The sequence below is a fragment of the Kordia sp. E genome, from assembly GCF_056033805.1.
This window is the reverse complement of sequence record NZ_JBRASR010000002.1, coordinates 2141889-2157464: the sequence shown is the minus strand read 5'-3', so window position 1 is coordinate 2157464 and position 15576 is coordinate 2141889. Positions and strand designations below refer to the sequence as shown.

9 protein-coding genes are annotated in these 15576 nt (G+C 33.1%); 8 read left to right on the top strand and 1 reads right to left on the bottom strand.

The window, feature by feature from the left end; all coding sequences use genetic code 11:
• From ACUUYC_RS12760 to ACUUYC_RS12730, 7 genes are all read left to right on the top strand, one after another.
• The gene (locus ACUUYC_RS12760; protein ID WP_474266266.1) at positions 1-1818 is read left to right on the top strand and encodes a glycoside hydrolase family 2 TIM barrel-domain containing protein; all 1818 of its coding nucleotides are present in this window, start codon (positions 1-3) and stop codon (positions 1816-1818) included.
• A 265-nt stretch (positions 1819-2083) separates the two neighbouring features.
• On the top strand, positions 2084-2500 hold the full coding sequence (locus ACUUYC_RS12755; protein ID WP_474266265.1) for an NUDIX hydrolase: 417 nt from the start codon (positions 2084-2086) through the stop codon (positions 2498-2500).
• 221 nt (positions 2501-2721) lie between these two features.
• Positions 2722-4419, top strand: coding sequence for a phytoene desaturase family protein (locus ACUUYC_RS12750; protein WP_474266264.1), 1698 nt, complete (start codon positions 2722-2724; stop codon positions 4417-4419).
• A gap of 107 nt (positions 4420-4526) precedes the next feature.
• The gene (locus ACUUYC_RS12745; RefSeq protein WP_474266263.1) at positions 4527-5864 is read left to right on the top strand and encodes a hypothetical protein; all 1338 of its coding nucleotides are present in this window, start codon (positions 4527-4529) and stop codon (positions 5862-5864) included.
• Positions 5865-5895: 31 nt separating this feature from the next.
• A complete protein-coding gene (locus ACUUYC_RS12740; protein WP_474266262.1) occupies positions 5896-6657 on the top strand; it encodes an RDD family protein in 762 nt (253 codons plus the stop codon).
• A 25-nt stretch (positions 6658-6682) separates the two neighbouring features.
• Positions 6683-7444: a cyclase family protein gene (locus ACUUYC_RS12735; RefSeq protein ID WP_474266261.1), complete on the top strand. Its 762-nt coding sequence runs from the start codon at positions 6683-6685 to the stop codon at positions 7442-7444.
• A 14-nt stretch (positions 7445-7458) separates the two neighbouring features.
• A complete protein-coding gene (locus ACUUYC_RS12730; RefSeq protein WP_474266260.1) occupies positions 7459-7818 on the top strand; it encodes a hypothetical protein in 360 nt (119 codons plus the stop codon).
• A gap of 375 nt (positions 7819-8193) precedes the next feature.
• On the opposite strand, the gene ACUUYC_RS12725 is transcribed toward ACUUYC_RS12730, so the two are convergent.
• Positions 8194-9147: a tetratricopeptide repeat protein gene (locus ACUUYC_RS12725; RefSeq protein WP_474266259.1), complete on the bottom strand. Its 954-nt coding sequence runs from the start codon at positions 9145-9147 to the stop codon at positions 8194-8196.
• A 302-nt stretch (positions 9148-9449) separates the two neighbouring features.
• On the opposite strand from ACUUYC_RS12725, the gene ACUUYC_RS12720 reads away from it, so the two are divergent.
• Complete coding sequence (locus tag ACUUYC_RS12720; RefSeq protein WP_474266258.1) at positions 9450-15542, top strand: alpha-2-macroglobulin family protein; 6093 nt, start codon at positions 9450-9452, stop codon at positions 15540-15542.
• Positions 15543-15576: the final 34 nt, after the last annotated feature.

The window sequence follows — 15576 nt, the reverse complement described above, 5'->3', positions numbered from 1 at the left end:
ATGAAAACGAAAAACTTCACGATAGTCATTACACTTCTTACCTGTTTTCTTTGTTATTATATAAACGCACAAACTACCTTAGTTAAAACCGATTCCATCTGGAAATTACATGTAAACGGAAAACCATTTGATGTAAAAGGTGTTACGTTTGGACATGAAGATGATGTGGCAAATTATGATACGTATTTTAAAGATTTACAATCACTTGGCGTGAATACCATCAGAACATGGGCAACAGGAAAAAATACTTCAAAACTATTAGATGCAGCACAAAAACATGATATAAAAATCATGATTGGAATCTGGATGCGACACGGACGACCAGGTATGGAAGATGATGACACTTTCAATTATCTAGAAGATACACAAGGTATGAAAGTGATGTACGACAATGCACTAGAAGTTGTAACAAAGCACAAAGATCATCCCGCGGTTTTAACTTGGGGAATTGGAAATGAAGTCTACCTCAACATGGAAACAGATGCCGAAAAAGAAGCCTATTCCAAACTCCTAGAACGTATATGTAGTAACATTAAAAAGATAGATCAAAATCATCCTATAAGCTCCACAGAAGCTTGGAATTTTGGATTGGATTGGTGGCAGAAATATGTGCCTTCGCTAGATATTTATGGCTTGAATAGTTATGGCGCTGGCGCAAATTTTCTTGCAGACGAATTAAAAAAACGAAATATTGACAAACCATACGTAATTACTGAATTTAATGTTACAGGTGAATGGGATATTAAAAACATACAAAACGGAATCAAAGTTGAACCTTCTGACAAAGAGAAATACAATACCATTACAAACGGTTATCACGATTGGATAAAAAGTAAACCAAATTGTTTAGGTGTGTATGTATTTCATTATTCGAATGGAAACGACTTTATGTCACCTTGGTTATTTTCACATCACAGAGGTTTGTTTCGTCCAACGTATTGGGCAATTCGAAAAGCATATACAGGACAAGAGCCTACAAATGCAATTCCTGAAATCAACACATTTCAATTGCCAGAAACAATACTACAAAGCGACACATGGATTCCTGTAACTTTAGAAGTGTCTGATAAAGAAAATGAAGATCTAGACATACGTTTTTATTACAATCAACGTACAGGAAGCCGTAAACGTAAAAGTCAAATCAATGAACTAAACTTTAGAGGTTCCTTAGCAGATGGCTTTGAAATTCAAGTACCAAAAGAACATGGTGCAATCAAAGTATATGTAAATGCTCAAGATACTTTTAACAATGTCGGAATTGCTTCCACAGGAATTACTACTACAGATAAAGAAGCCAAGAATAAAAAATACTTAGTTGCCAAAACCAAGCTTCCATTTTATGTCTACAAAGACGGAAACGAATTGCCATATATACCAACTGGTTATATGGGAAATTACCAAGCCATATCTGTTGATACAAAAAACACAGAAGAAGTACATTCAGGGACACATGCTATTAAAATAGATTATAAAGAAAATAGCGGTTGGTATGGAGTTGCTTTTGTAGATCCAAAAAATGATTGGGGCGATAATTTAGGCGGTTATGAAATTCTAAATGCAAAGAAATTTTCGTTTTGGGCAAAAGCTGATATCGATGGTGTGACTGCAAAAATTGGTTTTGGATTAATTGATACGGACAAACCATTTCCTGATACTGCAAAAAAATACAAAGAAATTAAACTTACAGATGAGTGGAAAAAATATACCTTGAAAGTAAAACGTATGGACTTAAGCTGCATTCGTTCTGGCTTGGTACTCTTTTCTTCAAGCTTTGGTATTTCACAAACCATTTATATTGATGAGGTAGTTTTTGAGTAGTGTTTAAAGTAACCCCATGAAAAAATTGCAATTGTTTCTCTTCATCATTTCAGATACAAAAAGTAATAGTACACATCCAAATTCCACACTATGCTAATTCAAAAAGTAAATGTATTTTTGCACGCTCATTTCGCACAAAAATGTTGTGAATCATTTTAACGATTAGACTTTCTAAATGCAAAATTTAAAAACCCATTATCATCCTGAAGTAAAAACTCTAGAGAATAAATCTATTTTCACAAGACTTTCCACTAGAAGTATCGCAATGCAAGATGATACTATTTTACTACTTTATACTGAAAGATATGAAGATTACAGTCTTCCTGGCGGAGGATTAGACTTGGGCGAAGATAAAATTGAAGGAATGATCCGAGAACTTAGTGAAGAAACTGGAGCCAAAGCTATTAGAAACATTAAGCCCTTTGGCGCTTATGAAGAATACAGACCTTGGCACAAACCAGATTATGATATTCAACATATGATTTCTTATTGTTATACATGTGATGTTGATAACGAATTGGGCGCTTCAAATTTGGAGTCTTATGAAAAAAAGAATGGTATGAAAGCTATATGGATTAATATTCATGAAGCTATCAAACATAATAAAAAGACAATCGCTACAAGTAACAAAAAAGGAATGTCTATTGAACGAGAAACTTTTTTTACTAAAGCTGATCGCTGAACGTATTCAATAAAGAAGTTAACAGGTAAAACAAACTGTGAATCAACCTTCGTTTTCCCTTCATCCAAAATCCCCCTACCTTTCTGATGATGAAAAGACTTCTCTTTTTCTTTATCGTTTTCAATATATCATTACAAGCACAAAATAATTTCCAGGAAATAGTAAAAGTCAAAATAAGTTCAATAATAAGAATTATATTGCATTACCAAAATAGTTGCTAAATGCCGACAAACAAACAACCCAAATCTTTACATAACAAAACATTTGACACTGTCATTATTGGTTCTGGAGTTGGAGGTTTAGCCGCAGCAATATGCTTATCTAAAGCCGGACAAAAGGTATTAGTTTTAGAGCAACATGACGTTCCTGGTGGTTGGTGTCATAGTTTTTATCTCAATGGCGATCGTTTTACGCCTGGTGTGCATTATGTAGGCATGGTTGGAGATGGTTTATCTACTAGTGAACTCTACAAAGGTTTAGGCATTGCCAACGACATTGTATTTTATCGTCAAAACCCAGACGCATTTGAACATTGCTGGATAGGAGAAGAACGTTTTAACTATCCCGCAGATTTTAAAACATTTGAAAATCGATTAATACAGCGCTTCCCTCACGAAAAAAAGAATATTATTAAATATTTAGAACTGGTTAATAATGTTGGTAGACAAATAGGTTTAATCGCTAAAGTTCGAGGTTTATGGCAACAACTTACAATTCCCTTTAAAACAAAACATATGGGGAAATATTCACCATTTAGTTTAAAGCGTGTGTTGGGTTGGTATATTAAAGATCCATTACTACAACGTATTTTATGCATTCAATTTGGAGATCATGGTTTAGCTCCTGCAAAAGCTAGTTTTATATTTCACGCAGCAATTATGCACCATTATCATACTGGAGGTTTTTATCCAATGGGTGGCGGTGGCGCTATTGTAAAAGCAATGACAAATGCCATAAAAGCAAAGAATGGTATCATAAAAACTAGTACTTCGGTAAAACGTATTCTGTTAGATGACACAGGAAAAAGAAAAAAAGCAATTGGTGTTGAGTTAGCAAATGGCGAACAAGTATTTGCGAATCGTGTAATATCTAATGCAGATCCTGGAATCACATATCAAAAGTTAATAGGCGAAGAAAATTTAAGCAACAAGCTAAATAAAAAACTCAGTAAAACTAAATATTCTTGCACATCGCTCATGCTATTTCTAACAGTAGACATGGATGTTACAAAATTGGGTATTGATTCTGGAAATATTTGGCATATGCCGAATAAAGATATGGATGATTTGTATACTGATATGCAGAAGGAAAATCTTTTAGAAGACAAAGAATTTCCAGGTATGTTTATTAGTTGTACAACACTGAAAGACCCTAGTAGTTATGATGGAAAACATCATACTCTAGAAGCCATTACCTATATTAATTATGACGCTTTTGAGGATTTTAAGGGTGAAAACATAGAACGCTCGGCGTCTTATTTAAAATTTAAAGAACAATTAATCGCTAAGTTTTTTATCACTTTAGAAAAAGTAATTCCTGGGATTTCAAACCATATTGTGCAAAAAGAACTAGGCACACCATTAACCAACAAACACTTTATTAATTCTACACGCGGTAATGTTTATGGTACTGAAAAGAGTTTAAGACACATTGGTCCTTTTTCTTACAAACCTAAAAGTGAAATAGAAAACTTGTATCTATGTGGCGCAAGTATCGTGTCACATGGTGTTGTTGGCGCTAGTTACTCAGGCGTACAAACAGCTGCAGCTATATTAGGCTGTCATCAAGATGATTTACTAAAACCATCAGACGATCAATATTTAAGGGTTTTTGAAGCAGAGCACGATACAGATTATCCTGATTGGATGTCTAAAAAAATAGCAATCAAAAAAGCTAAATCGAAAGTAAAAAAAGTGTGATACTGCTTTTAATTTTTTATTGTAAAAACTGTATACAAACTTGAACTAGTTTTTGCTTCATCTAAAAATTTCCCTACCTTTCTCAAAAGCATACTTTTGCATACGCTATGAAGAAACTTTTGGTATTCTTATGTATTATTTTCAACGTGTCGCTTCAAGCGCAAGATTTGAATGCTATATTTGAAAACTGTCTAATCTCAGATACAGAAAGTAATATTGCGCGTGCAAATCCAATTCGTGTGATTGCGATTGATGAAGCGAACAATCGTATTAAAACCAATTACACACAACTTGAAAATTTACTGATAAAAGCGACAGGGAATCAATCGTGGTTTATTACACAAAGTGAAGAAGCATCTACAATTGTGGAAATTAAAAGTATAGATGTAAATTCTGGTTGGATTACGCTTGGCGAAACTTACGCAGGCGTTTTTAATATGGATGAAGGTGAAACCTTAGAGTTTTTCAATCCATTTATCAACTATGAAATCATTCAAAATAAACCATTATTTGAAGACTATCCGACATATATACAAGATGAGCAGATCAACTATATACAAGCTGGCGGAATCATCAAAAGAGGCAAAAACGACTATGTATTATTAACGCCTGTCATATTTGGTGCACATTCAACAAGAGCTATCTATCATGCAACAAGTTCCGACATGGAAAATTGGGCATTCCATGATCAAAAAATATTGGATACTTCTCAAATTCCATTCGCAAAAAAAACAGGAAATGTATTTAGCACAGGAAATCCGTTAGAACTAAAAGACGGTACTTTTCTAGTTTTATTGGGCGTTGAACAACCAAACGGAAAGTATACATCTGCATACATGATTCTGAACAAAAAGTTAGAAATAATTCAAGCTCCAAAAGAAATTCAAATACCAGAATGGCATGGTGAAGATCAGAATAGTTTTCCGATGGCAATTACAAAGCACAAAGGTATTTTTAGAGTATTATTTCACCGAAGAAGCAAGCGTTTTATTGAATCTGAAATTCATGAAATTACAACAGAGAACATTCTAAAAGCATTTAATAAAAACAAAGGAATTCTTTCTTCAACACTTATTCAAAAGGCAAAAAATGAAACAGGTTATCTTCGCGGAAAAGCAGATGATGCAAGCTATGTAACGTTCAATTCTGAATTGTATATTTTGTTGGGCAGCGAAGAATTACCATCAGAATACTTAACTTCTTTTAATCGAGAATATGGTTTATTAAAGTTTGAAAACAAGGAGTGGATTCACGATAAACGTAGTCCATTAATTGTAAATCCAATGACCATTCATCACAAATATCCCGAATACGAATGGACAGCTGATCATTTAGGTGGTTTTATTTCTCCAATATTTCACGACAATTATTTGTATTTATTTTTAACTTTCGGAACCGATAATCCTGATTATTTGATTTCGGGAATAAAAGTAAAAACAGATTAATACATCTTATTTCTAAAAAACGAATCATATAATGAATATCGATTTAAGAACAAAATATACTTTAGCAAGTAGAAAAAGACGAATTGCAGCATTTATCATTGATCATTTTACAATGTCGTTTTTAATGGTTTTTCTAATGTTTTCATTTCTAGGAACTGACTTCATAGACTCAAACAACTTTGGGGAATCACTAAGTAATATGCTATATGTAATGCTTTTTGGTTTCCTTATATACTTTGCTAAAGATGCTATCAAAGGAATTAGCATTGGCAAATGGGTTATGGGAATTATGGTCGTTGATGAAAACAATCCTACTGAAACACCTTCATTTGGAAGATTATTGATTCGAAACTTATTCATCTTAATTTGGCCAATTGAATTTATAATTCTCGCTTCTAGTAATGAGAAAAAAAGACTTGGAGATACCATTGCAAAAACTATTGTTGTTCAAAACCCAAATAAACCAACCAAACTACCTCGAATTTCAACTATAATAGGAGTTGGAATCATCTTTTTCTTATCTACTATTATGTTAGTCAGTTCCATACTAAAAAGTTCAGATGCATATAAAGTAGCGACTGCTGAAATTGAACAAAATCAAGAAGTCATTGCTATCACTGGTGGAATAAAAGGTTTTGGAATGATGCCAACTGGAAACATCCACATTACAAATGGACATGGACAAGCACAGTTAGAAATAAAAGTGCTCGGAAACGAAAAAAATATAAATCTTACTGCTTATCTAAGTAAAAGACCAAATGGAGAATGGAAACTAGTAGAATTGAGTAAATAAAAACGAACCAAAAACCTGCCAAATCATGAAAATAATCGATTTATCAAAACCAATTCAATACAACAAAAACGATCCTTGGTTTATGAAAGTAAAAATCAAGCACAAACCACATCGAAAAGCCAAATGGTTAATTCGTGTATTAGGATTACCGTTTAAACTATTTCCAAAAGGATTTACAGGTTGGGCAGATGATACGATTCAGAAAATGGGTGTACACTCAACCACACACATTGACGCGCCTTGGCACTACTCACCTACTGTAAATGGTGAAAAAGCAAAAACAATTGATGAGGTTCCACTCGATTGGTGTTATGGTGATGGAATTGTGATTGACATGAAACACAAAGCGGATTTCGATGCGATTACTGTGGAAGATATTACAACATTTCTAACCGAAAACAACTTAACGATTGAACCCAAAATGATTGTTTTGATTAAAACCGGAAGAGACAAATTTAATGGCACAAAAGATTTTCATAAGATTGGCACAGGCATGAGCGCCGAAGCCACCGAATGGTTGATTGATAAAGGAATCAAGGTCATGGGAATTGATTCTTGGGGCTGGGATTTACCATTACCGCATATGTTGAAAAAAGCCAAAGAAACTGGAAATTCAGAATTGTTTTGGGAAGCACATTTAGTCGGTCAACGCAAAGAATATTGCCATATGGAACAATTGGTCAATTTAGATGCACTTCCCTACTCAGGTTTTAAAATTGCGGTATTTCCATTAAAAATTGTGGGTGCTTCTGCCGCTCCAGCGAGAGTTGTGGCGATGCTAGAATAAAAGACATTAGTAGTATGGATACTGAAATAAAAAACTACTTCCTTTCGAACTGTTACAATTGGATGTTAGCACATGAAAAAATTGCCTTAAGAAGATTCTCGCTGACAAAACATCGAGAAGAAACAATGAGAAAAATGGCAAAGGACACAGAGAAATGGGAATCACGATATGGATTTGAAAACGAAGCTATAAATAATTTTGTTGCACTAGGATTAGATAATCTTCATAATGCAATTGCGAATCGAATGTTAAAAGAACATCCTGAATTATTAAACTTTTGTCCAAAATGCGATAAACTTACAAGAACTCCTAAAGCTAGACAATGCAGACATTGTAATCATAAATGGTTTCATGAAGCTGTAAAAAGTTATTGATGAAGTCATTGTGCTACACTAACTTTATCTAAATTTGGAGTAGAAACACAAGTAAGTTTATGGAACTCCAAAACACTTGTGAATGATATTCCAAAAAATAAGAAAAAGAAAAGCGAACCGAAGTTCGCTTTAAAAATCATAAGATCGCAAGATCAGCAATAAAAATACCACCCGTAATACTTCCTGCTTGTTCTTGACTAAGTTCTAAATGCTGTAAATTGTTCATAATAATTATGGTTTTAAAAATTAATAATGACACGAAGTTATAGCATCAAAAAGTGTAAAAAAAGAAACACTGTTGACATTAGATCTATTGTCTTTTATTAAATCTTAAAATTATGCAACGTTCTTAAAGAACTCTGTAAACAGAATAAATTACAAGCTCAAGATTGCTTGTTTTTCCTTTTTAAAAGGTTTCAATTCTTTTTCAGCCAACGCTTTATCAATCCACTTTAACGCTTCTTGTTTATTCCGTTTGTGCTTAAAAATTTGTGCCAAACGAAAATATGCCCACGATTTCGGAACACCATCTTTTGCCGTATAATTTTCAATATAAGTATATAAGCATTTTTCACCTTTATCAAGCGCCAAATTGTACTCAGCAGCTACTTTCCCTATTTGATAATGCAATGCATTTCGCTGGTGCTTTTCCTGAGCTTTTTCAATATTTGCAATGGCTTTTGCGGGTTGTTTTTCCTTTTCGTATAAATCCGTCAGCTTTTTATAACAAGTTAATGAACCTCCTATATCAATTGCCATTTTATAATATTTCTCAGCCAATTCAGGTTCATCGTCATATTCGTAAATATATCCTTTGGCCAAATAACCATCTACTTTGGATAAATTTTCAAGTTGATTTGCATACTTCATTGAAGTCCGTTTGCTTCCTCCAATTATTCCAGGCAATTGCATGTACAATTCTACCAATGCCCAACGTGTATCAATATGATTTGGATCGAGTTCGGCTGCTTTTTTAAACGATCGTTTAATATCTCCTATCAAACTCAACGCTCTAAATTTATTTACATTTAATGCTTTCATGCCCATTGCTCCACCATATTTATAATGATAATTGGCATTAGAATCGTCCATTTCTACAAGTTTTTCATAACTCTCAATAGCTTCATCCCATTTTTCTTGATAACCGTATGCATCACCCAAAAATTCAATAAACTGTTTATCATTTGGTGATTTTTCTAATTCTGATTGTATAATAGTAATCGCTTTTGTATACTGTTTCTGAGAAAATAGTGAAGTAACAGTTTCCGACGGAGTTTGACTCCATAAAGACATCGGAATACACAAAAAGAGGAGAAAATAGTGCTTCATTCGTATTTTTTATTTCTTTTACAACTAGCAGTTATTGTACCAAAGATAGTATTTCATCTGTTTATATAAACTGTTTTTTTGTTTGATGTACGAAATCTTTGATCACAAACACCATATTGTATAACATTAAGTAGTACAAGTGTTATTTTTGGAATGCTCTTTGTTATTTACAAAAATAATAATCATTAGCTAGAACGTATTGTTTTTAAAATTCTTACTTTACATACGTAAAAGATACATGAATGGTTGTATACCAATACAATTGCAAACCACGTTCTATAGTGTGATCTAATTTTAACAGAATGAAAAATATCCTTACCATATTTATGATTGTATTATTTAGTCAATTTTCAAATGCTCAACAAGAATATTCCAGCTTGTGGAAAGAAGTGGAAGCTCTAGAAAAGAAAGGCTTGACTAAATCTGCATTTGAGAAAGTTTCCGAAATTTCAAAACGTGCAAAACGCGATGGAAATAATCCGCAAATCATCAAAACATTTCTAAAAAAATCGAGCTATCAATTTACGCTAGAAGAAGATGCACAATTGATCATTGTAAATGAACTCAATGCCGAAATTGCATCACAATCATATCCGACAAAAAATATTTTACAAAGTATTCTTGGAAATATTTATTGGCAATACTATTCAAACAATCGATACCAATTTCAAAATAGAACTGAAACTTCTGAAAAAGTAGACGCAAGTGATTTTAGAACTTGGGATTTAAAAACAATTTTCAGAGAAATACATATACAATTTGATGCTTCACTTGAAAATTCGAAGCAATTACAACAACTCGATTTAACTAAGTTTGATGTAATTCTTAACAAAGAAAAAGGTTCAAAAATTTACCGTCCTACTATATATGATTTCTTGGCTCACAATGCGTTAAATTTCTATAAATCAAGTGAAAATAATATTACCCAACCTGCTTATTCTTTTAAAATTGATAATCCAGAATATTTGTGCGATGCAACTCTTTTTACGAAGCTTGATGTAACGACACAGGATTCACTTTCGTTAGAAGCAAAAGCACTGAAAATTTATCAAGATTTAATCAAGTTTCATTTAAGAGATAAATCACCTGAAGCATTAATAAATGTAAATATTGAACGTTTATACTTTGTAAAACAAAAAGCCACTTTTGAAGATCTGGAAGAACGATTAATTGAAGCATTTCAGAATGAAAAAACTACATATGCATCACATCCATATTCAGGAATGTATGATGCTGAAACTGTCGTTTTACTTCAAAGACAAGGTTTTCATTATGATCCTATAAAGAAACCAGAACTTCAATGGAGTTATAAAAAAGCAATACAATTATGTGATGAAGTTATTGCCAAATTTCCGAAAAGTATTGCTGCAAAAAAATGTAAAATCATTAAACAAGGAATTGAACAGCCAAGTTTAAGTTTGCAAACCGAAAATTATCTTCCTATTGCGCAAGCCTCTAAATTATTGGTTATGTACAAAAACACTGATAATTTGTACTTACATTCAAAATCAATTTCACTGGAAGAATACACTAAATTTTCAAAATTATATCAAAAAGAAAGTCAATTCGAGTTCATTAAAAATATTGCGTCACAACAACAATGGAATGTAAAATTACCTACTGAAAACGATTATCAATCACATAAAACAGAAGTAATTGTTCCAAACCTTACCAACGGTTATCATATCCTTGTTGCTTCTCCAACATCTAATTTACAAGAAAGTTTTTATGCTTTTGGTGTTGTACAAGTGACAAATATGGCTTTGATTCATAAAAATTCTCCAAAAAATTCCATCTTTCAACTAACGGATAGAAATACAGGAAAACCAATTGTAAATCAAAAAATAAAATTTAGTTATTCTGAACAACGTACTAGAAAAGAACATACAAAAACAATGACTACGGACGCAACCGGTAGTATTGTTTTTGACAATGAATATAGTTTGCGAAATGTACATTTACATGTGAAAAACGAAACAGAAGCAGCTTATTTTGGCGATTACTATGTCTATAAAAGTAGAGGCGTTAAGAGTACTGGTCCTAAAGTAAATTTGTTCTTCTTTACAGATAGAAGTATATACAGACCTTCACAAACAACGTTTTTTAAAGGTATTTTGGTGAAAACTGAAGCTGAAAAAAGTACTGTATTTCAAAATAAAAAAGTAACGGTAACATTGCGTGATGCAAATTACCAGGAAGTTTCCGAACAAACATTTGTAACCAATGAATATGGTTCAATTAAAGGTGAATTCATTATACCAAATTCAGGGCTCACTGGAAACTTTTCGTTGCAAGCTGATGTAGAAGGGTTTGGAAATGTAGGCAGAACTTTTTTCTCTGTAGAAGAATACAAACGTCCAAAATTTGAAGCAACATTTCTTCCTGTAAAAGGAAGCTATGCTGTAAATGATACTGTAATTGCGAAAGGAAATGCAAAAGCATTTGCAGGTAGTGTTATTTCGGAAGCTAAAGTAAGCTATGTCGTAAAACGTACGCCACGCTATCCTGTTTGGGCATTTTGGAGACGTCCATATATAAAAACCAAATCACAACAAATTACAACAGGAGAAACAACAACAGATGCTTCAGGAAACTTTGAAATTTCGTTTAAAGCAATTCCAGATCTTACTGCAGATAAAACATTATTACCCGTTTTTGATTATGAAGTTTCGGTAGATATTACAGATATTAATGGAGAAACTAGAAGTACTCAAACCACAATTCATGTGGGTTATCATTCCTTAATTGCTGATATAACTATTGATAATAAACTCGATGCTACAAAACGAGATCACACGCTAGAAATTAGCACCAAAAATTTAAATGATGAAAAAGTTTCTGCAAAAGGAACAGTTTCTATCTATAAATTACAAGCACCAGATCGTGTATTACGTAAGCGACCTTGGCCTGTTACTGATTATAAAATGATTTCTGAAAAAGAATTCAAAGAGATGTTTCCACATGATGCATACACACGTGAAGAAACAGATTATAAGAAATGGAAAAAAGGCAAACAAGTATTGAACAAATCGTTTGATACTAAAACTGATTCCATCCTTGAACTTGGTAAAATAAAGCGTTGGGAATCTGGGAAATATGTAGTTGAACTTCACACAACCGATAGCAATGGCATGGCAATTAAAGATATTGCATATACGGATGTTTGGAATGAAGATGATACAATTACGGCAGATAACGAATTGCTAAATGTATCAATAAATAAAGAATCGTATTTGCCAAATGAAACGGTTATCCTAACATTGGCTTCTGCTTCTAAAAACGTGACTGTAACTGTTGATGTGGAAAAAGAACATAATATCATCAATACGTATATTATTTCTTTAGAAAAAGGAAAGCAACAATTGGAAATTCCTGTCTTAAAAACTGATGAAGGTGGTTTTACAATTCATTGTTCAGCAACAATTTACAACAGTTTAGCACAGCAGAAAGTTCCTGTATCTGTAGCGTATCCACCATCAGAATTGCAAATTGAAACCGCAACATTCAGAGACAAACTAAAACCAGGACAGCAAGAAACATGGAGTTTCCGTATCAAAGGTCCAAAAGGCGAAAAAGTAGCTTCAGAATTACTCACTAGTATGTATGATGCTTCCTTGGATGAATTTAAATCGCATCAATGGCAATTTTCACCATTACAACAACCAAAATACTATAGTAATATAGCTATTAATGGTGGACAAAGTTTTGGAATTTCTCAGTTTAAAAAATATCATGATCAAAAAAAGGAATACTATGATACGCAATCATATGATAAACTCAATTGGTTTGGTTTTAGAATGCAGAATTCTAGAAATCGTTACCTCAGAAAAAATGTATTAAGAAGCAGTCAAAGAGTAGAATCAAGAGGGTTTAATAATGCGATGAGTCTAGAATATAATGATGCCGAAGAAGTTGTTGAGGATGTAGCTTTTGCCTCAGATAATGACGGACTTGGAAGATCAGATTTTGATAAAAATGGTAATCAAAATTACAGAGATGGAGATCCTGCTTCAGCTAAAATGTATGAATTATTTGAAGAAAACGCAGAAACCATTGTGCCTAGAAAAAATTTACAAGAAACTGCTTTTTTCTTTCCACAATTACAAACAGACAAAGACGGAAATGTTTCGTTTAGTTTTACAACGCCAGAAGCATTGACAAAATGGAAACTGCAATTGTTAGCACATACGAAAGAGTTACATTCGGCAACGAAAACCTTAACAACTGTGACACAAAAAGAATTGATGGTTTTGCCAAATATACCACGCTTTTTACGTGAAGGCGATAAAATTGTTATTAGTAGTAAAATATCGAATCTTTCTGAAAAGAGTTTAACTGGTGAAGCTTCTTTACAATTGGTAGATCCAATTACAGGAAATGACATCAAGCCAGCATTATTTCCACGCACCGGAAATCCAAAGCAATCATTTACGGTTGATGCGAATGGAAATACACAAGTTTCTTGGACATTATATATTCCAAAAACGGTGCAGGCTGTTCAGTATACGATTACTGCAAAAGCTGGTGATTTTAGTGACGGAGAACAAGGCGCATTGCCTGTATTATCGAATAGAATGTTGGTGACAGAAACTTTACCAATGTGGATTCGTTCCAACGAAACAAAAACATTTACACTCGATAAACTTGCTACGACAAACTCTAATACATTACAACATCACAAACTGAGTTTGGAAGTAACTTCTAATCCTGCTTGGTATGCCGTACAAGCGTTGCCATATTTAATGGAATATCCGTATGAATGTGCAGAACAAACGTTTTCACGTTATTATGCAAACGCGTTGGCGAGTCATATTGCGAATAGTAATCCTAGAATTCAGGCTGTGTTTAATCAATGGAAATCTTCGGACGCATTGTTGAGCAATTTAGAGAAGAATCAGGAGTTAAAATCATTATTGATTCAAGAAACTCCTTGGGTTCGTGATGCACAATCAGAAAGTGAGCAGAAGAAACGAATTGCATTGTTATTCGATTTAAATCGTATGACAAATGAAGAATCGCGCACGATAGAAAAGTTGCTCCAAATGCAATCGTCATCTGGTGGTTTTCCATGGTTTACAGGCGGACGTGACAATCGATTTATTACACAACATATTATTACAGGATTTGGTCATTTAGACAAGCTTGGTGTAAGTATTATGTCTGACAAAGCATTTGATATGATTGAAAAAGCAATTGTGTATTTGGATCAAGAATTTATTAATGAGTATAATGATATTCGTAAATACGATAAAAAGGCAGATTTATCTAAAGATCATTTATCATATTCACAATTGCATTATTTGTATATGCGTAGTTTCTTTCCAGATATTTCGCCTTCTAAGGAAGTAACAAAAATCATGGATTATTATAAGGGACAAATTACCAAATATTGGTTAAAACGTAGTTTATATTCTAAAGGATTGATGGCATTAGTTTCACACAGAATGAACAATCCGAAAACTGCCAATACAATTTTACGTTCGTTACAAGAAAACAGTATTACAAGTGAAGAATTGGGAATGTATTGGAAATCAAACACGGCTTCTTGGCATTGGTATCAAGCACCAATTGAAACACAAGCATTAATGATTGAAGCTTTTTCAGAAATTTCTAAAGATGTTACTACCATTGATAATTTAAAAATTTGGTTGTTAAAGAACAAACAAACCAATCGTTGGTCTACTACAAAAGCGACTTCTGACGCTGTGTATGCGCTATTATTACAAGGAAGTGATTGGCTTTCGGTAACGGATATGGTGGATGTAACTATTGGAAATCAGGCAATTTCACCAACTACTTTAGAAGGTGTAAAAGTAGAAGCTGGTACAGGTTATTTTAAGACCTCTTGGAATGGAAACGAAGTAACACCAGAAATGGCAAAAGTAACCTTAACCAAAAAAGGTGACGGAATCGCTTGGGGCGGATTGTACTGGCAATATTTTGAAGATTTGGATAAAATTACAACGGCTGAAACGTCCTTAAAACTGAAGAAAAAATTATTCAAACGCACCTATGGAGATGCTGGAGAAATCTTAACTGAAATTGACGAAAACAGCAAGCTTGAATTAGGTGATTTAGTTAGAGTTCGCATAGAATTACGAAATGATAGAGTCATGGAATTTGTACATATGAAAGATATGCGCGCCGCTGGTTTAGAGCCAATCAACGTATTGTCTCAGTACAAATGGCAAGATGGTTTGGGATATTATGAAAGTACCAAAGATGCAAGTACTAATTTCTTTTTTGACTATTTACCAAAAGGTGTTTTTGTATTTGAATATGATTTACGTGTAAATAATACTGGAGAATTTTCAAACGGAATTACAACTATTCAAAGTATGTACGCACCTGAATTTAGCAGTCATAGTGAAGGTGTAAGAATTAAGGTAGATTGATTACTTTATATTATATTAATAAAAAGAATAGCGA

Bases quoted from the DNA above. Each gene is read 5' to 3' on its own strand.
- ACUUYC_RS12760 (WP_474266266.1), top strand. From the start codon at position 1: ATGAAAACGAAAAACTTCACGATAGTCATTACACTTCTTACCTGTTTT.
- ACUUYC_RS12755 (WP_474266265.1), top strand. From the start codon at position 2,084: ATGCAAGATGATACTATTTTACTACTTTATACTGAAAGATATGAAGAT.
- ACUUYC_RS12750 (WP_474266264.1), top strand. From the start codon at position 2,722: ATGCCGACAAACAAACAACCCAAATCTTTACATAACAAAACATTTGAC.
- ACUUYC_RS12745 (WP_474266263.1), top strand. From the start codon at position 4,527: ATGAAGAAACTTTTGGTATTCTTATGTATTATTTTCAACGTGTCGCTT.
- ACUUYC_RS12740 (WP_474266262.1), top strand. From the start codon at position 5,896: ATGAATATCGATTTAAGAACAAAATATACTTTAGCAAGTAGAAAAAGA.
- ACUUYC_RS12735 (WP_474266261.1), top strand. From the start codon at position 6,683: ATGAAAATAATCGATTTATCAAAACCAATTCAATACAACAAAAACGAT.
- ACUUYC_RS12730 (WP_474266260.1), top strand. From the start codon at position 7,459: ATGGATACTGAAATAAAAAACTACTTCCTTTCGAACTGTTACAATTGG.
- ACUUYC_RS12725 (WP_474266259.1), bottom strand. From the start codon at position 9,147: ATGAAGCACTATTTTCTCCTCTTTTTGTGTATTCCGATGTCTTTATGG.
- ACUUYC_RS12720 (WP_474266258.1), top strand. From the start codon at position 9,450: ATGAAAAATATCCTTACCATATTTATGATTGTATTATTTAGTCAATTT.